This is a genomic window from Flavobacterium sp., from assembly GCF_044357305.1.
Classification (GTDB): domain Bacteria; phylum Bacteroidota; class Bacteroidia; order Flavobacteriales; family Flavobacteriaceae; genus Flavobacterium.
In genome coordinates this window covers 12981-35152 of sequence record NZ_JBIKPS010000028.1, presented here as the reverse complement: position 1 = coordinate 35152, position 22172 = coordinate 12981, and the positions used below count along the sequence as shown (strand labels likewise).

Sequence of the window (22172 nt, the reverse complement as noted above, 5' to 3'; positions counted from 1 at the left end):
TGGAACTACTGTAGACAGCTTTAACAACTTAGCAGTAGAACTAGTAGCCGGAATAACGGTTGCAGCTGAATTATTAGTCACAGACGAACCAACACTATTTAACGCTTTCACACCAAAGTAAATTGATGTAGTAGATGGAGCAGTACCACTAAACTTAACAAAGATTTCTGGATTAATACTAGTGTTAGTATAATTAGGTGTTTCACCAATCATATCTGTCACTCGAGTTACAAATGCAGGTAATTCCCATTCAAAACGATTCGCTAACGTATTGGCAGGAACGGTTGCGGATAATCTGTAAACTCCTCCTTGTCCAATGAATTTACTAATCACTGTTATGGCTGTAAGATTACTTCCATTGTTCAATGCTAAAGCTGTTGGAGCAGCAGGTGCCACAGCGCTCAACGTTAGTAATTTAGCTGTAGAGGAAGTTGTAGGATTTACAAGTGCTGAATTAAGAGTAACTGAATTTCCTACTCCATTTACTGATTTTACGCCTATTCTTAAAACTTTAGTTAAAGGAGTTAAAACACTTGTATCAGTATTCTCAAGAGTTACTCCTAAAAAGTTAACATAAATGAATGGGTCAGTACTGGTTAAATCAGTTGTAACAGATCCTTGCGAAAGTGCTGTCACTCTGTTTATTCCTGCAGGCAATTCCCAAAGATAACTATTGGCTGTAGCAGCTGCAGTAGCAGATAACCTTAATACAGTGGATGTTCCCATGTATTTGGCAAAACTAGTAATAGCCGTAGTTGTATTTCCATCGTTCATTGCTATAGCACTAGGTGCAGTTGGCAATAATCTAGTTAAAGATGCACTCGCTTTCATAGGTGAAGTACAGCCTGAAGCATTAACCGATTGAACGTTAATTACTAATGGTGTCGTTGCGCCTGTACCTGTAAACTTAACATAGATAAATGCATTTGTACTTGTTGTACTGTTATCAGTAGATACACCAGAATCGTCTGTTCTAACAACTCCAGTAGGCAAGGTCCAAACATAAGAACTTGCAGCAGCATCAGATACACTACCTGGAGTTGCAGTTAATTTAAATGGTGTGTTAGTACCTATATAAGATCCCAAAGCAGTAACAGGTGTAGTTAAGGGTAAAACAGCAGGGTTAGTAAGCACTAAAGCTGATGGGATAACTGGTAAAAGAGCATCCGTAATAGCAATAACAGAAGATGTAACAGTTGCACAAGTACCAGAAGTTACTTTCACTCTGTATTTTGTTCCTGTAGGAGGAATAGCTATAGCCGATCTAGTAATGCCTAATGAGGCCGATGTCATTCCAGAATAAATTGCAGCACCAGTAGCAGGATTTACTACATTAGACCAAGTAGATTCTAAAACTGCTGCTGTAGATTGCATTTCCCATTGATAAGTAGCGCTTGGATTAGTAGCTACCACTGAAAGCGTAGCTGAACCACCGATTATTTTACAAATTAAAGTACTAGAGGGTTGCGATGTAATACCGCTATCGATAACCGTAACTGTAGAAGCAACTGATGTAGCATTACAAGAATTTGCATTCGTTACGGTAACCCAAGGACTAGAAGTTGTTGAAACAACTATACTTGGAGTTGTAGCTCCTGTTGACCATAAATAAGATAATCCGGATCCAGTATTAGCTGTTAAGGTTACGCTACCACTAGCGCAAAAAGTAGTTGCGCCTTCAGCTGTAATCGTAGCAGTAGGACTTGCTAATTGCGACAAATTAGTGAAACTGACTGATGAGCCTGATGTACAAGTTGATGTATTAGTTGTAGTAATCGTATAAGCCTGACCTAAAGTAGCACTGCTAATAACTCCTCCTGTACCAGCACTAGGTCCTGAAGGACTAAAGGTATAGGTATTTGATGCACTATAATTAGTTAGGATTGAGCTACCCGAAGCCATACAAGTGGGAGCCGCAGTACTTATAGTGGGAATATCAGGGATTGGATTTACAGTTATTGTTGTAGGTGCCGAAGTTGATTCTCCTCCTGCACTTGTTACGGTAACGGTATAACTTCCTTGTGTATTTGCAGTAATACTTGGAGTTGTAGCTCCTGTTGACCATAAATAAGATAATCCTGATCCAGTATTTGCTGATAAGAGCACTGAACCTCCAGAACAGAAAGTAGTAGACCCATCAGCTGTTATAGTAGCCTGCAGTTCAATATTGGCTGTGATACCCGTTGGTTGGGTGAGTGAGTAATTCGCTGATGCATCACCAACAATACTATATCCACTTATGGTCAACGGTTTTGCTATTCCTACAGCAGCGGTATCAAAATTAGCAGAAACACTTGAACTAATTAAAGTGACATTAGCTGTATCGGATGCAAAAACACCCGATAAAGAACCCAAAGCGCTTAAAGTAGCCATTGTATTTCCATCCTCTGGCTTATTATTGGCTATAATACCCACAACCGTTAAGGGAGCCTGCGATACTATACCTTCGGCAGTATCACTTGCTAAACTATAATTGGCTGCTTTGCCTTCATTAAAACCATCTGCTAATGCATAAGTGATAGTGGCTAATTTTGCAGTACCTACATTAGCATCTGCATAAAGACCTGTTGCAGTTACGGTAACTGTTTCTGCACCCACAAAGCCCGACAAGATCCCCGTTGAAATAAGCCCTGAAGTAGGGAATGAATTATATACTTTTGATGCAATGCTTGGAGTTGTTATTGTCAAGGGTTTTTTATTTACAACTAACGTTTGAGAAACGGATGTGGTTGGGGTGTACGTTTCATTTCCTGATTGTGTAGCAGTAATAATGGCTGAACCAGTACCAACAACTGAAATGGTGCTTCCTGATGTAGTAGCCACTAGTGGATTATTACTGGTGTAGGTTATCGGCAATCCTGATGAGGCGGTAGCCCCAGGAAGAACTGTATCTCCATAATTTACTTCTGGTAGCGCACCAAAAGTAAGGCTTTGAGAAATTCTATAGTCAGTTATAACGGCATTAGATGTGTCACTATCAGCGCTAAAACCTGCCGCATTAGATGCCTTTACGGTAAAAGTATACGTTGTTCCAATAGATAATCCATTTACAGTAATAATCCCACTTCCAGCCTGATTTAAAGTACCAATAAGACCTCCGGGTGAAGAAGTAGCCGTATATGTAGTAATTGGCGATCCCCCATTAGATGCGGGAGAGGTAAACGAAATTTTAGCCTGTCCAATAACGCTGGTTAACGTAGCAGTGTCAATTGTAGGAGCATTAGGTACTGTAAACGGTGTCACTGCATTTGATGAAGCACTTTCGGCACTTTGTCCTATACTATTTGTTGCCCTTACGGTAAAGGTATAAGAAGTTCCATTAGTTAATCCAGTCACCAATATAGTACCACTTCCTAGCTGACTTAAAGTTGCGGTTATTCCTCCAGGAGAGGATGTTGCCGTATATGTTGTAATTGTTGAGTTGCCATTGAACGTAGGAGCTGTAAAAGGAATTGAGGCTTGCCCACTTACTCCCGAAACTGTAGCAATTCCAACATTAGGAACGTTCGGCACACCAACTGTATAGGTAATTTTAATTTGCCCTGCACCTCCAGCACCTCCTTTATTACTACCTGATATTGCACCATAAGCACCGCCGCCGCCGCCCCCTAGAGTTGTAGCTGAGAATCCGTTAGCGGCAGTAGTTCTACTTGCAGCACCCGCACCTCCCAATGCACCTGCACCACCAGCTCCACCAGACCCAGTGGCCCCAGAAGCGCCAGGCAATCCTAAAGTTACTGTACCGCCTGAACCACCGGTTACGTTTGTACCACCTAGACCTAATTGTCCTGCTCCATTTGCACCATTACCCGCAACACCACCGTTTGCAATTATAGGAGTTGTTGATCCGAATGTTGTATTGCCTCCATTATTTCCATTAGCCCCACCATTACCAGTTAGTGCTCCACCAGGACCCACTGTAACAGTATAACTCGTTGCAGGGAAAACGGTAACACTATTATTTATCACATAAGAACCACCCGCACCACCGCCGGCAAAACCAGCCAAATAGCTGCCGCCGCCGCCGCCGCCGCCGCCCCAAGTTTCCACTTGAATAGAGGTTACACCTGCCGGACATGTCCACGTTCCGGATGTTGTAATGGTATTTTGGGTTTCTATTGCAACCGCCAAATATTGTGCAACAGATGTTGCAGCGTTATAGCTACTATTACCTGCTTGTGAGGCTGTAATTGTACAAGCGCCACTTCCTACAATATGAATATTATTATCAACAATGGTTGCCACATTAATGTTTGAACTTGTGTAAGTAACAGCCAGACCCGAACTGGCTGTCGCACCTGGGCTAAAGTCAGCATCGCCAACTTTTTTGGATGGTAATGGATTAAAACTAATAGTTTGGCCTTGAAAAATATTCATTTCAATCCCATTAAAAATATCATCAATTGCATCGGTATTGACCAACATGAAATCGGACTGAAGAGTACCGCCTTGATTAATAATGGCATCTGATAGGGTTATGGTTTCGGTTCTCCATTCATTGGTGCCTGTCCCCGTATAAGGTATTGTCTGAATTCCCGCAGTATTTCTATATTTAAAGGCCCAAGTTGACCCCGCATTTTTATCAAGCCAAATAATGGTAAACTTCAATATTTTATTATTTACGGGTAATAGATTGTGCAATTGGAAATACATGGAATTTTTACCGGTACTGTTCTCGAAAGAACGAGCAAAACGATCGTACTTTGAAGAAGTTGCAGTTATAGGGCCTCGCACTCTAAACAATCCTATAGAGGTTGCATCAGGGTTTATTTGAGTCATAAATCGCTCAATATTTCCTTCACAAATTTTCCATCCTGCATCATTATAAAACTCTTGATCTTCACGCTGAAATACTTGTCCTCTCACAACGGCAATTGGATCATCTATACGAGCTCCTCTATTGTAGTATATAGGATTGTTACATATATTTTGATAACGAGTTAGATTGGTCTTAGTAGCGTTGCCATAAATCGATTCAGGAAATTTAACTGTATCGGCTGAATTGAGTCCTTCGTGAAAAACAGAAAAAGCAGTTGTGGCAGTTGCCGGATATACCTGTTGGGCATATCGGTTGTACATTTTGAAAACGTCAATAATCCCGGGATTAGCCAATGCATATGTCATGGCGCTTACCGAAATGTTGGTGCAAGAAAGCCCTGTATTAATACCGCCAAGGGCTGACCAATAAAAACCTATTTCATAGTTCAACGCAAAATAACCTTTGTCCCAAGACTGGTCCATTTCTGAAGCTGAAAATAGTTTTACTCCATTTGGATTACTCGTACTTACTATTGGATTAATTAAAAATGGATTCCATTGCTCTTTGTAGGTTTGCTCATCTGATAAATGGTGTCCCCTGTTAAAGGCTCCTCCTTTAAGACCAAAGCCAAGTACAGGATCTAATTGGGTCATTACATAATTATAAGCTAAAGGTTCAGAAACGGGGTCTACATTATTGAATGTTAAAACAATTTTGCGAGTAGTAACATCGTTGAAATTTTCTTTAAATTTAGCAAATGCTTCTAAACGAAATGCTTCCCATTGTGCTGTGGATAAGTCATAAATAGGATTAATTACATCTCCTTTGAAAGGTTCTTCGTCACCTGTGCATCCTGTTTTCACTTGTACAAAAGCAATATGATTGAATTTTACTTGAGGTTGATTTCTCAAAAACAAGGCAAATTGTCTAATCATTTCAAAATAGTAAGCTTTATACTCTGGGTCTGGATAATAAGGGTTTCTATTGGCATACGCATCATTCTTGGGCGCGTTACTAATTACATTTACTAACGGAACTCCATTATCAAAAACCCATAAAGGGCAATCTGGACCAACATTGACACTAAATCGAATCAACTTATTATTGGCGACAGCAACATCTAATATGGTTTGAAAAGCACTAAAGTCACAATTATTTGTTCCTGGTCCTGCCTGAATATCTTTCCAATCAAGAGTAGTTTCTATACCCTTGACAAAATCGGCATTTGGAGCTGAATAGTCTGGAATTCCTCCTCCACGATCCCACACCCCATAAGAGGAAATTGGCAGTGATTGTGAATGTGATTTTGTAATTAAAAAAAGAACAAAGCCAAGTAAGGCGATATGTTTATAAAGTACTTGCATAATCATTTTTTAAATTTGCTTAGAAATATTGTTAAAAATCAATTTTTAAAAGTCTTCATACTTAGTTGATTTATAAATAGAATATTAAATCTTATTATATCTTAATAAAGAGTTAATACAGCTCATTAAGTATGCAATTTTGTTTCATCTAAAAAAATATCTGTTGTTAGTTCAAGATTTTTCAATTACCATTACAAAATGTCCCTATTACCATTTTTGTTCCTGAAAAGTCTAAATTTTTACTAATTTTATTGATTTCATAATCAAATTGATATACTAATTTAACTTGGAGTTAAGATTAAGTAAAAAAAATAATTTCATCACATGAAATGAGAATCAAAAATACAATTCGAAAACCAATTGTTAGTTCATTAAAAATGAACATCCTAATTTTCAAAGAATTAGGATGCTTATTTAGAGAATTAATAGTACTATTTCCTAATAAAAAATTAAATTATTCTTTAATAAATTGCTTTGCAATAATACTACCGTTTTCTTGCACGACTTTAACTATATAAGCTCCTTTTCCTATAGCTGCAACATTCACATTCGAATTATTGTTGTTAGATGCTACTTTTTTACCTAATAAATCAAATACTTCAATTTTTGCAATTTGACTAGATGAACTTATATTCAAAACCTCTTTGGCAGGATTTGGGTATAATGAAATTGTATTGTTTGCATATCCAAAATCAGTAATATCTAAAACTGAAGGAACAATATTATCAAAAACAATTAAATCAACATAAACAGAATTTGTTGAAGAATTAATATCCAATGCACCGCCAACAATTGCACCATTAGTAGCAGGATTTGCATCAGCGATTGCTCCTGCAGAATTCACTATTACCCAATTTGTAGTATCTGTATGTGGTACTGCAGGCGAGACACTGTTTGTGCCAGATATATTTTTACAATAGGTATTTCCTGAAATTACTATGTCACCTATTGCATAAGTTTCAATTTCTACCCAAGTATTCTTAACGGCAAAGTTTAATTCTGGAAATTGATACCCATCATCCCAAGTAGTTAAATCAAAATCATAGGTTTTATAGTCAGTATCAGAAGTGGTATAGGTTTGAATTGGATTAAATGTAGTTCCTACACCAGCTACTTTTCCACTTAATAGAAATAATGAATTGGTTGAGGTATTTTTTAAAGTAATGTGCGCATACTTATTTGTTCCTCCAACATGAGTAAGTAATGATGATAAAGCTACTTTGGCATTGGTAGAGGCTGCAGTTGTAGAGTTAATTTTTAAAGTTCCTCTTAACGATTCGGTTGCTTGAACAGCAGTTGCTCTTGTAAGATTAGTGAAATTTTCGGTTGTTGTATCAAAATTAAAAACGTTAACTTCTGGTGTTACAAGGTAAGCCAAAGGCTTAATGTAATCAATTAGAATATACTCTCCGGATACAGGAGTATAGGCAGATCCACTTCCTGAAGCTACAGTATTTTTTTTACACGTTATATCAATACCAATAGGGTTACCTGTCCATGCAGTTACATCAATAACGTAGGTATGGTAGTCCGTATCAGCGGTGGAAATTAGAATACTTCCATAATTAGAACCTAGTGATGCCGGACAAAATCTTAAATAGCTTATAGTACTTACGTTTTTCAATCGTATTTCAATAAAGTTTATATTTGTATCCGCATCAATACCAGCATCCGTCTTTTTAATTACAGGGTTATTGCCCGTACCTGTAACAAAATCAACTCTTAAATCCCCTGCTGACTGTGTTACTGTGTGTTGTCCTAAAGCACCACCAGAAGAATTGCAAGTAAACCCCTCTGTTGAGGTGTCAAAATTGAATGGACCTTGAGCAAAAATTAATAAAGGAAGAATTAAAAATAAAAAAGTAATTTTTGTTTTCATAATATTTTTTTAAGTTATTTTTTTTGTAAAATTAGACGAAAATCCCAAATTAGTCTTGGCGAAAAAGTGTCATTCATGAGGCTAATTTGGTTCAATTGTAATTTAATTAAGAAGCTACTATTAATAAAATTAGTCTAATTTATGTAAAACATTAAAAGTCAAACACTATAATACATCTACAAATTAGAACCACTTGATTAATTGAAAATTATGAATTTAGTCAAGTGAAAATTACCAAAAGAAGTGGAAGAAAATTTGATGCAGCATTCAAACCCACAGTTGCTATTGAAGCATTAAAAGAGCCAGAGACATTATCAGTACTTGTTGTTAGTTATAATTTGCATCCTAATTAGATATCGCAATGGAAATAAACATAAAATTAATAATAAAAAAAAATAAAAAAAATAAAAAAATGGAACTAAATGATCAAAATAGAAACTTCACAATCAGTTCGAAAGTTTCTTCAAGCCAAAAAGCGAAATACATTCAGGAAGCAGGAAGACTTAATCTTTCCTTATCCGAATGGGTATGTGGTACTCTAGACATGTCCATTAACGCATACGAGGATGTTAATGAGATAACAGAAGTAAAACAACTACAAGAAGACAGCGGTGAAAAAGACAAAAAAATTAACCGCCTTTCTTCCAGTTTAGAAATCGTTAAATCCCATCTTGATTTAATCAAATCTATAAATATCAAAAAAGATAAACGATATTGGTATTAAAGAACATAATTCAAGACATGCAAATCAGATTCGATAATTATAGAGTGTCACAAATAGAAAGTAAATAATGATATTTTATGGCTCTAAAAAATGATGCCTTCACCATCCATTACTAGGTGTCATTTTTTAGTTTCTTAATTTCAAAATCTATTTTAAAAAATCAACTAATTAATAGGTTCTTCATATGACTTAAAACATAAAAAGTCAAAAGGGCATAATATTAAAAAAAATGAATGCTAATACTGTATATGACGTTTTTCTTGCTCTTCCAGAAGTGGATAAGCAACGTCATATACAATTAGTAAATGAGTATAACACCAAAGAGAAAAACAAACTCACAACTGCGTTTAAGAAAAAGAATAGAGAGGTTCTCTTCACAAAACAAGATGCAATAGATTATCTGCTAAAAAATGTGTTTACTTCAAAAAAACATAATTAATTAGTTCCTCTAACAGAAAATTATATTTTAAATTATTGTAGATAAAATCAACTATTACAGAGCGAAATTTAAAATAAAGTGGTTTGCTGTAATACCTAACTAGAATAAGTAAATTTTCCCAAAATGTAAAAAAAATAAGCATTTTTCACCATTAATAAGTATTTTTCACTTACTTTTGAATAACCATTTTTCACCAATCATTATGAATAATAAGCATTTTTCACTTAACATAAGTGTTTTTCACGGACATAAAGCGCCAGAGGAAGGAATTCTAGTTGGTTATGGTGCAATAATTGAAGCATTTAATTTAGCAATCCCATTACCTAATCAATTAGCATTAATTAGTCAAAAAAAACGACAATACACAACTGAAAATTGGCAAGTTTTCACCTCTCGACACAAACCAGAAGATACCCTGTACAAACAATTAGTATTTGCTTTAAAATACGAAGGAATAAATTTGTTATTCTTCAAGAAATTATTTGAAAAATTATCTGAAGAAGATTGTAAAACATTAGTACAAATAGAACCTCAAGGGCAATACAGTAGGAAAATTTGGTTTTTATACGAATGGCTATTAGAGAGAAAATTAGCAATTCCAGACTTGGATAAAGGTAATTTTGTTGCTTTGGTAGATGAAAAAATTCAATTTGAATTACCAATAAGTACCAATTCAAGCCGACACCGTATCAAAAACAACTTACCTGGAACAATTGATTTTTGTCCATTAATTTTCAAGACCCAAAAATTAGTAAATTTTATCGAAGAGAATCTGCCTAACAAAAAAAATAATTATTTAAATGCTATACGTAAAGAATTACTACAACGGGCATCGGCATTTTTATTACTAAAAGACTCCAAGGCATCTTTTACCATAGAAGGAGAAACCCCTACGAATAATCGAGCAGTAAGATGGGGAAAAGCAATAGGTCAAGCAGGTACAAAATCATTGGATAAAGAGGAACTATTGCGATTACAGCAAATAGTAATAGAAAATAGCCGTTTTCTCAAAATGGGATTTAGAGAAGAAGGAGGTTTTGTAGGGGAACACGACAGAATAACATCAGAACCTCTGCCAGAGCATATTTCGGCAAAAAGTGAAGATTTAGAAAAGTTAGTTAATGGATTGATTACTACATACGAAAAACTAGAAAAATCAGGTTTTAATGCCGTTTTAGCAGCAGCCGAAATCGCATTTGGATTTGTATTTATACATCCTTACGTAGATGGCAATGGCAGGATTCACCGGTATTTAATTCATCATATTTTGAGCAAAATGCAATTTGCCCAACAAGGCATAATTTTCCCTATTTCTGCTTCAATTTTGAATCATATCGACGACTATAGAATAGTGTTAGAATCCTACTCGCATCCATTATTGGACTTTATAGAGTGGAAACCAACAAAGAACCATAATGTAGAAGTTCTGAACGAAACAATTGATTTTTATCGGTATTTTGATGCTACTAGACAGGCAGAATTTCTATTCGATTGCGTGAATGACACTATTGAAAATGTAATTCCAAATGAGGTAGATTATCTTCAAAAATACGATGAAATGAAATCTTATTTAGATGATGTTTTTGAAATGCCAGACAAAGAAGTAGCTTTATTAATTCGATTTCTGGACCAAAATAACGGCAAACTTTCTAAAAGAGCCATTGAAAAAGAATTTATTGAACTAACGGATATTGAAGTAAAAGAGATAGAAGAACATTATCAAAGTTATTTTAACCAATAATAAAAAAATTGTAAGAACTACTTGAAAAGTTGCTTTTAAATCAATCAAAATTTTGCTAGCAAATCATGGTTTATAATATATAAATATAGTCTAAAACCCAACTTTCCTTTAAATAAAAAATAAAGTATTTGAAATAAAAAAAAATAGTATATTGCACCCGAAATTAATTTCAAAAACAGTACACTAATCAGTACACCAAACCGTGCACCATTTTTAAAGAAAATACTTTTTTAAGGCAAAAAAAGGCTTAAAAATTGAACTAAAACTCAATTCATAACCCTGAGGTCACGGGTTCAACTCCTGTCCTCGCTACACCAAAACCCCCTTAATAATCAGTTGTTAAGGGGTTTTTTTATGGAAAGTCACTCTTTTTATATTTTTTTGGAGTAAGGAAATGGAGTAAGGGAATTTTAAGTTAGAGAAATGATGATGATTATTAAATCTAAAAAACTAATACGAAGTTAGCTTTTTATTTCGAGTGACACTTACTGACTATCTTATTTAAAAAAAATCATTTTGTTTTATATGTTCTGATTATAATAAATAATATAACTAAATTTAGTTTTAAAGTAGCTATTAAATAGTTTGGCTCCAATAATCAAATTAACCTAAATCATGCTGATAACAATATCTTTTTTGTCGATTTTATTGAGTTTAATTATTATTTTTTCCAATTGGAAGATTAACCAAAATTCATTTTATATTGGTGCTTTTTTGCTTATTCTTTCTCTTTACAGTATTACTCATTATTATTCAATCGTAGAATTTTCTATATTTTGGTCTACTTTGTTTTATAACAATTTTTCTCCTCTTTATTTACTTATGGGACCTCTATTATTATTCTACATTCGTGGGGTATTTAAAGACCGATTTATATTTTCAAAAATAGACTTATTGCATTTCATCCCTGCTTTCATTCATTTAATAGCTATTTCCAAGTACCTAATCCTTCCTTTCAGTCAGAAAAAAGAAATAATTACCTACTGCAGCAAACATTATGAAGCGTTAAACCAATTTCCATTCAATTCATTTTTTAATTGGGAAACTAATTATATTATTAGGCTTTCTTCTCTATTTGGATACCTAATATTCAGTTTTATTTTGATTACTAAAGAAGTAATTAATTATAACAAGGGCAAAAAAACCGCAAGAGGTAGATATGTTTTTCGATGGATATATTTACTATTGTTTTTAATTGTTTTGATTTTAGGTAGTTACAGCCACTTTCTCTCTAATTATATGCAATCACATTCATATCTTGAAAGTAGTAATTCACAATACACCTTAAGCGTCACAGTGTTAGGGATTGCACTAATAAATTTTACCTTACTCATGTTTCCCGAAATATTGTATGGAAAATTACGTTTTGAATCAGGGCCTATTGTATTTAAAAAATCGATTAAAAGAGATTTGATTAATGACGAAGAAGTATATGAAAATGAATATTTTATAAATTTAACAAATCAAATAAATGACTATTTTGCTAATCAACAGCCTTATTTAAAACCTGAATTTGCAATTAGCGACCTCACTATAGCTTTAAAAGTACCTCAACACCATATTGCAATATGCTATAGAGATTATATTGGCATTCGATTCACAGTTATGAAAATTAATTATCGGGTAGAATATTCCAAAAAAGAACTTCTAAATCCTGTAAATAAAAACCTTACTTTAGAAGCTATCGGGTTTCAATCGGGATTTCTTTCAAAATCGAACTTTTTTAGTTGCTTTAAAAAGGTTACAGGTACTACGCCACTTGATTATCAAAATAATAGCTAATAATAGGCAGTATAGTTCATACTATTAATTTGTACTGATATTTAAAATAAGCACCAAAATAGTACTTTAAAATGCGCATTTCATTTTTTTAAGATAGAGTTTTGCAACTTGAAAATTTCAACACTGCTAAAATTTTATCTTATGAAAAAATTATTGTTTATTGTACTTATTATTTTGCCTTCTTTACTATTTTCTCAAGTGGGTATTGGAACAAATACCCCAGATTCTTCTGCTAAACTAGAAGTAAGTTCAACCAATAAAGGGTTTTTACCGCCAAGGGTTACCCTATCAGGAACAACTGATTCAGTGACTATTACAAGTCCAGCGACTGGTTTATTAATATATAACACGTCTACAGCTGGAACCTCTCCAAATAATGTAACCCCTGGGTTCTATTTTTTTAACGGTACTTCTTGGTCTAAGTTAAATGAAGCTTCGGACAATGCAGCCAATGTAACGGGAACAGTTGCCGTTGCTAATGGTGGAACCGGAACAACAAATGGCTCTATCACTGGAACGAGTGCGCTTAGCTTTTCAGCAGGTGGATCCAATCAAAACCTAACACTTACCCCTAGCGGTTTAGGCAAAACCATAATAAATGGAAACGTAGGAATTGGTACTAGCACACCTTCCACAACTTTAGAAGTGGGTAATGCTTCAGGCACTATTTCTGGTGAAATAGTATTAAATCCGCAAAATAATTCAAATGAGGGTGGTCAGGTCACCCTGAAAAAATCGGTTTCAGGAGCTTCATCTGATTGGGTAATTGATCAATATACCAATAATAGCACGCCACGATTTAGAATCTTTGCAGGAGCAGATGAATCTAAAGGTCTTGCCATCAATGAACTTGGAAATGTAGGAATTGGAGTGACTGCCCAAGGTCAAAGTGACAAACTGTATGTAAATGGTTCGGTTAAAGTGAATGGTAATTTAAATGCCAACGGTAGCTATTTTATGGTAGCAGGACTTGCAACTAGTCAAACCATTACAAATGCTGGTTTAACTATCCCAATGACCGATAAAGACGACCCTAACAATTGGTGGGATGCTACTAACTATCGTTTTCAGCCTACCATAGCTGGATATTATTTTGTTTCAGCCACAGTGCATTTTGCATTTACTACCACTTCAGCAAATGGGGTGCAGTGTAATATTCAAATTTTGAAAAATGGTGCGGTACAAGCAATCAACCAAATTCTAGCAGAGCAACCCGTTGTTTGTATGAATTTAACTCGTTCCCAAACTGCTACTGCGCTTATCTACATGAACGGAACTACTGATATTGTAACCCTAACAGGATATACCAATAATGTACTAAGTGCTGTGACTATTACAGGTGATGGATCTCAAGTATTCACCAAAATGGAAGCTTTTAAACTAAACTAGACCTTTATTAAAATATGAAAAAATTAATAATAATCCTAGTACTGTTGTTTTGTCATCTTGCAATAGCGCAATTAAATGTACCTTCTAACGAAAGCATTATTATCACTGGATCTGAATCGTTTTATTCTAATGAAGCCATAATAAATAACGGATTGATTAAATTAGAAACTGGTACCCTTGAAGTAGCTAGTAATTATACTAATAACGGCACAACAACTTTAACCAATGCAACTTTAAAACTATCAGGAGGTGCAACACAAAGCCTAAGCTTTGGAGCTAACGATAGCGCAAAAAAAATTGATTTAAATAAATCAGCGGGTACCGCAACTATTTCAAATGGAACGTTTTCAATCACCGATTATTTGATATCCAATCAAGGAACTCTGAATGGTGCTGGAAAAATTACCTTGAAAAGTAACGCTACAAAAACAGCTATTGTAGAAACTTCTTTGGGAGGCGCGGTACAAAACATCATGGTAGAACGCTATATTCCTGGTCGCAGAGCATATCGGTTTATTAGTTCACCTGTAACATCCTCAACTTCTATAAAAGCTAATTGGCAAGAAAACGGAAGCAATACACCTAATTTAGGCACACACATTACAGGAACTGGCGGTGCTACAAATGGTTTTGATGCTACGGCAACCAATAATCCATCGATGTACACTTTTAATAATTCCACAGCAACTTGGTCTGCAGTTACAAGCACCAATGGAACATTAAATGCCGGTAACGCTTATCGATTAATGGTGCGAGGTGACCGAACAATTGATTTAACAAATAACGCTCCTACAGCAACAAATACTACACTTAGAGCAACTGGCGACTTATACATTGGAACAAAAACTATCACCTCTCTTAATACTAATGCTAATGGCTATAGTTTTATTGGAAATCCCTATCAGAGTCCGGTAGATATGCAACAGGTAGTGGCTAATGCTACTAATATCAATACCTCTTTTTATTACGTTTGGGATCCTACTGTAGCAACTCGAGGTGCCTATGTTACAGGAATATTGAGTAGTAATACTAATAATTTTTTAGACTCATCAGTAAATAACTATTTACAACCTAGTCAAGCTTGTTTTGTTAAAACAAATGCTAATGGTTCGGCTTCTTTAAGTTTTACAGAAGATTACAAATATACGAGTAGTACAAATGAAGCCATTTTTCGTTCCGAAAATACTATTTCTTCTATTCGTTTAACATTGTATGACAGCAACGCATTATCACTCCAACAAGCTGCCTTAGATGGAGTATTAATATTTTTAGATGCTAATAATAGCAACGACGTTGATGGAAATGATGCGGGGAAGTTTACTAACCTAGATGAAACATTTTCTACCGTAAATGGGGTAAAATTATTGAGTGTAGAAAGCAGAGCTTTAGCATTACAATCGGATAATATTCCTTTAAAAATAAGCCAATACCGAGGTACTAATTATACTCTTATTGCAACAGGAAACAATATGAGCGGTGAAACAGCTTATTTACACGATACTTTTTTGCAAACATACACGGAAATACCTCAAAATAGCACTATCAACTATTCATTTTCTATTGATACTGCTAATGACTCTGCTACGGCCAATCGATTTGAAATTGTATTTTCTAATCCAACTTTAAATCTTAATATCAATCAGTCATTAGATTTTACAATTTATCCAAATCCATCAAAAGGAAGTTTTAATATCATTTTGCCTAGCATATGTTCTACTGCAAAAATTGAAGTCTTCAATGCTTTAGGTCAACATGTGTTTGTTTCTAAACTTTGCCAATCTGGGTTAAACTTTATAGATACTGCAAAAACACTAACTACTGGAATGTATCAAATCAAAATAAGTCAAGATGGAAAAGAAGTTACTAAAAAAATATTAATTGAATAAATAATGAAACAAAACATTCCAAAAAAAAATATTTTTAATGTCCTCTTCATCGTTATTTTTATTTTATGTTCCTCAACAATTTTTGCCGAATCAATAATTTTTGCCCAAGACGAACCAGTTATTGCCCAAGAGGCACCAACTTTTGATGATGATGTAATTGACAATCCGCAACTAGAACCAATAGATGAAAATATTTTTATTCTATTTTTTTTGATGGGAATTTATGGTTTTTACAAAATAGTAACAAATAGCAGAAAATCAAATTCATATAAAAATTGAATCCAAAAAATTAATACCAAATGCATTTAAGGATGCTCTTTTTTAAACTTAGATTTAATTATTTACTTAATCTTCTAGCTACCAAATTTTCCAATAAATTAGGTACTTTCCATTAAATTATTATCATAAAATACACTGCTTATAGGCGAATGTATTTGAATTGTGCTTGATACTAAAAAAATAGCTATTGATAACAAAGGAAGTTTTTGCTTTTAAAAAAAAGAATACGTTATCTGCAGAAATTAATTATTTTCATAACCCTGAGGTGAGAGTTCAAATCTCTCCCTCTCGCTAAAAACATAAACCCCTGAAAATAAAATTTTAGGGGTTTTTAATTGTGCTTAGCTCGGAGGTATTAAATTATTGTTTTATGAATTTCATTACGGCAACTCCTTCAATGCTATGAACTCTTATAAAGTACATTCCTGATTTTAATTCATTCATATCAATAACATCACTTTCTGATTCATCCTTCATTACTAATAATCCATTGGTACTAAAAATTTCTACTTTTGAAATGCTATTATCCGATTTTAAATGTAGCATGTCTTTAACTGGATTCGGATACATCGCTATTTTGGATGATACGCCGCAATTTGAATTGACAACAACTGTATCATTGTTATTTTGAAAACATTGATTTTGCATATACACAACTTCATTTTCGTCACTACAAATCGAGTTCAAATTAGGATTGCCAGAAAAATCTATGTACTCTTCAATAATTCCATTTTTAGTTGAAAAACTGTTTAATTGATTATTTTTACAAGAAAGATTCTTTAAATTAAACATACTATTTACATCCAAAGTACTAAGTAAATTTCCTTCACAAAAGAAATTTTTAACATAGTTAACATCGTCAATATTAAGTATACTTATTTGATTATTTGAAATGAAAATACTTTCTAAATTTGGGCAATTACTCAAGTCTAAAGTTGATAAATTATTTCCAGTTAAATCTAAATTTATTAATTTAGTTTGATTAGTTAAATCAATAGAATTTAATCGGTTTTCTATCGGATATGAATAAGTGCCTGAAGAACCTGCACATGCTAAATTTAATAAATTTACCGAATCTGAAATGTCAATTGTTGGTAATTTTCCTAAATAACTTAAGTTTTTTAAGTTTACAAGATTGCTTAAATTTATCGAGGTTAGTGATGGGCAATAAATTTCAACGTTTTTTAATTGGGTGTTATTGGATAAATCTAAAGAGGTTATTAAATCACTAGAACATTGAAACTTGACTAAATTAGTGTTGTTTGATATGTCAACATAGGTTAATGAGGCCGATCCTACCGAATTTATAAGGCTTAATTGCTCCAAATTAATTAAATTAGGTTGGCTAAAATTTGGGAAATTAGCATAATAGGTAGTAATAACTTTTAGATTGGTGAAGTATTGTAATCCCTCTAAATTAGTAACATTTAAATAATAAAAATCCAAACCTATAACGTTTAACGCTTCTGTTACTGAAATTTCACCATCGCTGTTGGAGTCAATAGGTGGGTACGTTATAAAATTATTAAGATCTTGATTAAAGTTAATTGGCGCAATCAACAAAAAATCTTTAAGAACTTGGTCTGGAAAAGTAATGTTTTGCGCATTGCTTAATTGAAAAAGAAAAAAACATAAAAAAAATAGTTTTGTTTTCATATCATTTAAATATTTGTTAATCAAATTAATAGATCGTATAAATTTATTACATAATGATTAATTTAGGATAAATTTAACATATTAGTTAAATCAAATAACAATTGTTTAACTGTTTTAAGTTGCTAAGTTTGATGAAAAGAGTAAAAAAATTTACAATTAATAATTAAATTTAAGATTATTCAAATATAATATCCTAATTACGGATTAAATAAAAGTTAAACAAAAAAGAGTACATAATATAATTAAGGAACTAAACAATAAAAGTATATCATAGCTTATAATGTTTGAGATTTAAAGAATTTGATTATTTTACAACCTCGAGAGTGAGAGTCCAAATCTCCCTCTCGCTACAACGATAAACCTTAATATTAATATATTAAGGTTTTTTTATGCCTTTTTATTAAAAAAAGCAGGTGCTTCTGATTGTTCAAGTGAGAAATTATTCTAAAGAAAGGAATAAACCTAAATAATCTACTTCGCAAATTGAAAATATTATTTATTGTGAATAATTAATCTAATTTTTTTCAAAAAACCGATTATTAAATTTTCAATTTTTATTTTATATTTTGATATACCCCTAAAATTTTAGGGGTAAGATTGTTAAAATAGTAAAAATTATAAAATATATATATTTTTTTTTGGGGGTAATAAATGAATATATACATTTATATCGAATTTAAATCTAAAAACAATGAGAAAAATTATTTTAAGTGTGATTCTAATCACAATTTTGGTGTTATCCATTTTTTCAATTTATTTATTTCCTGAAAGCAAAACATTAGGCGCTCATATAGTGCCTCTTAAGTTAGATAGAGGAGATACTGCCTGGATGCTTGTAGCTACAGGTCTTGTTTTATTAATGACTCCGGGATTAGGTTTCTTTTACGGAGGAATGGTAGGTAAAAAAAATGTGATTAGCACGGTGTTGCAAAGCTTTATGGCTATGGTTATAGTAACCGTACTGTGGGTAGTTGTTGGATTTGGATTGTGTTTTGGACCTTCGATAGGAGGTGTCATAGGCAACCCAACTTCCAATTTATTTTTTAATGGGGTAAGTGCAAATACCGCATGGGAATTAGCGCCAACAATTCCTTTTTTACTTTTTGCTTTGTTTCAGGCAAAATTTGCAATTATTACACCTGCTTTAATAACAGGGGCTTTTGCAGAACGCGTTCGTTTTTGGGCTTATTTATTATTTATGGTGTTATTTATTGTTTTCGTATACGCACCATTATGCCACATGACTTGGCATCCAGATGGATTATTCTTCGGATGGGGCGTTCTGGATTTTGCTGGTGGAACTGTAGTTCACATGAGTGCAGGTTGGGCGGCATTAGCAGGAGCAATATTCTTAGGAAAAAGAAAAGTTCAAAAAGCAAACCCTGCTAGAATTACGTATGTATTATTAGGAACCGGTTTGTTGTGGTTTGGATGGTTTGGTTTTAATGCTGGTTCTGCAGTTGGATCTAACGGATTAGCTGCACAAGCCTTAGGCACAACAACTGTTGCCGCTGCAGCTGCTGCTATGGGATGGGTATTTTTAGATAAAATCCTTGGTCATAAATTGTCTGCAATGGGAGCTTGTATTGGAGCCGTAGTTGGTCTAGTTGCAATCACTCCTGCTGCAGGTTTTGTAACAATTCCTTCTGCTTTAGCAATCGGATTTATTGCGAGTTTCGTGAGTAATTTTGTTGTGAGTAAATTCCCTAAAGGTAAGGTTGATGATGCTTTAGACGTATTTGCTTGTCATGGTGTTGGTGGAATGGTTGGAATGTTATTAACCGGAGTTTTCGCATCAAAATCTGTAAATCCAATTGTTGGTGACAATCAAGGTTTAATTTTCGGAGACACTACATTGTTTTTAATCCAATTAAAAGCATTAGTTCTTGTTTCTGTTTTTGCTTTTATTGTTTCTTATGCCTTATTCTTCGTGGTAAATAAAATCACCCCTTTAAGAGTAAGTGAAGATAAAGAAGAACTAGGGCTAGATATTTCTCAACATGGAGAGCAGCTTTAATAGCTAGCCTATAACAAAACAAAGTTTAATTTTTTATCAGTTTCCGCATTTGAAAAAATGACGGAGCCAATATCTCTATTTCAATTTTAAAAAAAAATTAATTAATAATTACCCTCAAATCTATTTTTAATCCCTAATAATTTAATCATGAATAATTCAATAAATATAAAATCAATTTCACTAAGTGTAGCATTATTTTTTATAGCTCTTTTCAATAGTTTTAGTCAAGATGCTACTAAATCTTCAACACTATTTTCAGGCTCCGCCGATATGTATTACAAATATGACTTTTCAAAATTCGATAATAGTAAAACGAGTTTTACAAAATCGAACGATTCTTTTGAGCTAGGAATGGCCTCTATTAAAGCGGCTCATAAAAAAGGAAAAGCATCTGTTTTAGTAGATTTAGGCTTTGGAAATAGAGCTGCAGAATTTACCTACAATGACACAACTGCAACGTTTATGGTAAAACAATTATATGTCTCTTATGATTTTTCTCCAAGTTTTAAAGTTACTGCTGGTAGTTTTGCAACGCATCTTGGATATGAATTAATAGATGCAATTGACAACAAAAACTACAGTATGTCTTATGCATTTACCAATGGACCTTTCTTTAACACTGGGGTAAAAGCACAATATACTGTTGGAAACTATAATTTTATTGCTGGGGTTACAAATCCAACAGATTTTAAATCTGCCTCAAAAGCAGGTTCTACTCAAAAAACGGTTATAGCCCAAATTGGTTACACCGGAAAAACTGGAAATGCCTATTTCAATTTTACTTCAGGAAGTAGTAACCCAATTTCAACAATTAACAAAACCCAATTTGATATAGTAGCGTCTAAAAAAGTAGGTGAGAAACTTTCGCTAGGTTTCAATGGAACTTATGCAGTAACTTCCGATGACTTATTAAATGAAAAAAAAGCGTGGTATTCTGTAATAGGATATGCCAATGTCACTTTAAAAAGTAACCTAAGTTTGGCCTATAGAGCAGAGTATTTTGATGATAAAGACAATATAGTAGGTTTGGCTGCAAATGTCTTTGCTAATACACTTTCATTGAATTTTAAAGAGGGTAATTTAACTTTTATCCCAGAATTAAGAATTGAATCCGCATCGGATACTATTTTTACAGATGGAACACCAAAGAAATCTAGTGCATTTATTTTATTAGCAACAAGTTACTCGTTTTAATAAATTAACTGACTGGTCAAGTCAATGGTAGAGTGAGTTATTAAATAGTCGCAAACTACAAGCTTACTAAAGGTTTTTTAAAGAACGCACCTAGTGAGAAATTTGAGTAAGCAACAGTAGTAAAGAAATAAAAATAAATCCCTAAAAATTTAATTTTAGGGATTTATTTAGTTACAAACATTACTTCTAGGAAGTGTACTTTTTGTAAAAGAAAGACTACTTTTGTAAAATAAATTTACCTACAAAAGGAATAAAATTAACCACTGTTTAAAATGAAAAAGACCTTATTTATTACATTGTTATTTATAGTATTTATCCCTTCAAAAATATTTGCTTGGGGCGAAAAAGGACATGAAATTGTAGCAGAAATCGCCTTCAAACAGTTGGATAAAAAGACTAGAAATTTGATTTTGAATTATTTAGACGGAATGACTATTGAAAAAGCTGCTACGTGGATGGATGATATAAAAAAAGACCATTCCTACGACAAACTTAAGCCGCTTCACTACGTCAATTTTGAAAGGGGAGAAGCCGTTAAAGATACTTGTTGCGACAATATTATTCATACTTTGAATTCTACTATAAAAGATTTAAAACATTACAAGGACTTTAGTAAAGAAGAAGTGAAAATAAAAATTTGCTATTTATTCCACTTAATAGGAGATTTGCACCAACCCTTGCATATTGGTTATGGGAGTGATAAAGGAGGAAATTCTTTTCAAGTAAATTTCAATTCTAAAGGTACCAACTTACACGGACTATTAGATTACGGAATTATAGAAAATAAAAATATAACCTTAAATGATTGTTTGAAATATAATAAATATAACGAAGCCCAAATAGCAAACTTGTGTCATGGTAGTGTAGTAGATTGGGCAAAAGAATCTAGAAGCTACTTAGAAGGAATTTATTCATCCAATAAACAAATTGAAACTTCCTATGTTGAAACTAATTCGAATTTAATTAAAAGTCAAATTCAAAAAGCAGGAATTAGATTAGGCGGAATATTGAAAGATGCTTTTCAACAAAAATAAACTAGTAAGAAAATAGAATTGAAAAACTA

Annotated in this window: 13 protein-coding genes; 10 read left to right on the top strand and 3 right to left on the bottom strand. The window is 33.3% G+C overall.

Annotation, left to right across the window (positions count from 1 at the left end; all coding sequences use genetic code 11):
- Both ACIQ2J_RS13265 and ACIQ2J_RS13260 read right to left on the bottom strand, forming a co-directional pair.
- Positions 1 to 6123: beta strand repeat-containing protein (locus ACIQ2J_RS13265; protein WP_396170654.1), on the bottom strand; the 6123-nt coding region annotated here is incomplete at its 3' end.
- Between the two features lie 454 nt (positions 6124 to 6577).
- The gene (locus ACIQ2J_RS13260; RefSeq protein WP_396170650.1) at positions 6578 to 8002 is read right to left on the bottom strand and encodes a T9SS type A sorting domain-containing protein; all 1425 of its coding nucleotides are present in this window, start codon (positions 8000 to 8002) and stop codon (positions 6578 to 6580) included.
- A gap of 412 nt (positions 8003 to 8414) precedes the next feature.
- Between ACIQ2J_RS13260 and ACIQ2J_RS13255 the strand changes: the two genes are divergently transcribed.
- The 7 genes from ACIQ2J_RS13255 (at position 8415) to ACIQ2J_RS13225 (ending at position 16242) form a co-directional block, all read left to right on the top strand.
- Positions 8415 to 8726 (top strand): hypothetical protein, encoded by a 312-nt coding sequence (locus tag ACIQ2J_RS13255; protein ID WP_396170648.1) that lies wholly within the window; start codon positions 8415 to 8417, stop codon positions 8724 to 8726.
- 229 nt (positions 8727 to 8955) lie between these two features.
- Positions 8956 to 9165 (top strand): hypothetical protein, encoded by a 210-nt coding sequence (locus ACIQ2J_RS13250; protein WP_396170646.1) that lies wholly within the window; start codon positions 8956 to 8958, stop codon positions 9163 to 9165.
- A 202-nt stretch (positions 9166 to 9367) separates the two neighbouring features.
- Entirely contained in the window at positions 9368 to 10906 is a 1539-nt protein-coding gene (locus ACIQ2J_RS13245; RefSeq protein ID WP_396170644.1) for a Fic family protein, read from the top strand.
- Between the two features lie 822 nt (positions 10907 to 11728).
- Complete coding sequence (locus tag ACIQ2J_RS13240; RefSeq protein ID WP_396170642.1) at positions 11729 to 12688, top strand: helix-turn-helix domain-containing protein; 960 nt, start codon at positions 11729 to 11731, stop codon at positions 12686 to 12688.
- Between the two features lie 141 nt (positions 12689 to 12829).
- Positions 12830 to 14077 carry a hypothetical protein gene (locus ACIQ2J_RS13235; RefSeq protein WP_396170640.1) on the top strand — a complete coding sequence of 416 codons (1248 nt, stop codon included), beginning with the start codon at positions 12830 to 12832 and terminating at the stop codon, positions 14075 to 14077.
- 14 nt (positions 14078 to 14091) lie between these two features.
- Positions 14092 to 15963 carry a T9SS type A sorting domain-containing protein gene (locus tag ACIQ2J_RS13230; RefSeq protein WP_396170638.1) on the top strand — a complete coding sequence of 624 codons (1872 nt, stop codon included), beginning with the start codon at positions 14092 to 14094 and terminating at the stop codon, positions 15961 to 15963.
- Between the two features lie 3 nt (positions 15964 to 15966).
- Positions 15967 to 16242, top strand: coding sequence for a hypothetical protein (locus ACIQ2J_RS13225; protein WP_396170636.1), 276 nt, complete (start codon positions 15967 to 15969; stop codon positions 16240 to 16242).
- Between the two features lie 360 nt (positions 16243 to 16602).
- Here the strand turns inward: ACIQ2J_RS13225 and ACIQ2J_RS13220 are convergent, their stop codons facing one another.
- On the bottom strand, positions 16603 to 17898 hold the full coding sequence (locus ACIQ2J_RS13220; RefSeq protein WP_396170634.1) for a T9SS type A sorting domain-containing protein: 1296 nt from the start codon (positions 17896 to 17898) through the stop codon (positions 16603 to 16605).
- A 691-nt stretch (positions 17899 to 18589) separates the two neighbouring features.
- On the opposite strand from ACIQ2J_RS13220, the gene ACIQ2J_RS13215 reads away from it, so the two are divergent.
- From ACIQ2J_RS13215 to ACIQ2J_RS13205, 3 genes are all read left to right on the top strand, one after another.
- A complete protein-coding gene (locus ACIQ2J_RS13215) occupies positions 18590 to 19915 on the top strand; it encodes an ammonium transporter (protein WP_396170632.1) in 1326 nt (441 codons plus the stop codon).
- Between the two features lie 147 nt (positions 19916 to 20062).
- On the top strand, positions 20063 to 21109 hold the full coding sequence (locus ACIQ2J_RS13210) for an outer membrane beta-barrel protein (protein WP_396170629.1): 1047 nt from the start codon (positions 20063 to 20065) through the stop codon (positions 21107 to 21109).
- 272 nt (positions 21110 to 21381) lie between these two features.
- A complete protein-coding gene (locus ACIQ2J_RS13205) occupies positions 21382 to 22143 on the top strand; it encodes a S1/P1 nuclease (RefSeq protein ID WP_396170627.1) in 762 nt (253 codons plus the stop codon).
- The last annotated feature ends 29 nt before the right edge of the window (positions 22144 to 22172 follow it).

Coding starts and splice junctions, on each gene's coding strand:
- ACIQ2J_RS13260 (WP_396170650.1), bottom strand. CDS start 8,002: ATGAAAACAAAAATTACTTTTTTATTTTTAATTCTTCCTTTATTAATT.
- ACIQ2J_RS13255 (WP_396170648.1), top strand. CDS start 8,415: ATGGAACTAAATGATCAAAATAGAAACTTCACAATCAGTTCGAAAGTT.
- ACIQ2J_RS13250 (WP_396170646.1), top strand. CDS start 8,956: ATGAATGCTAATACTGTATATGACGTTTTTCTTGCTCTTCCAGAAGTG.
- ACIQ2J_RS13245 (WP_396170644.1), top strand. CDS start 9,368: ATGAATAATAAGCATTTTTCACTTAACATAAGTGTTTTTCACGGACAT.
- ACIQ2J_RS13240 (WP_396170642.1), top strand. CDS start 11,729: ATGGGACCTCTATTATTATTCTACATTCGTGGGGTATTTAAAGACCGA.
- ACIQ2J_RS13235 (WP_396170640.1), top strand. CDS start 12,830: ATGAAAAAATTATTGTTTATTGTACTTATTATTTTGCCTTCTTTACTA.
- ACIQ2J_RS13230 (WP_396170638.1), top strand. CDS start 14,092: ATGAAAAAATTAATAATAATCCTAGTACTGTTGTTTTGTCATCTTGCA.
- ACIQ2J_RS13225 (WP_396170636.1), top strand. CDS start 15,967: ATGAAACAAAACATTCCAAAAAAAAATATTTTTAATGTCCTCTTCATC.
- ACIQ2J_RS13220 (WP_396170634.1), bottom strand. CDS start 17,898: ATGAAAACAAAACTATTTTTTTTATGTTTTTTTCTTTTTCAATTAAGC.
- ACIQ2J_RS13215 (WP_396170632.1), top strand. CDS start 18,590: ATGAGAAAAATTATTTTAAGTGTGATTCTAATCACAATTTTGGTGTTA.
- ACIQ2J_RS13210 (WP_396170629.1), top strand. CDS start 20,063: ATGAATAATTCAATAAATATAAAATCAATTTCACTAAGTGTAGCATTA.
- ACIQ2J_RS13205 (WP_396170627.1), top strand. CDS start 21,382: ATGAAAAAGACCTTATTTATTACATTGTTATTTATAGTATTTATCCCT.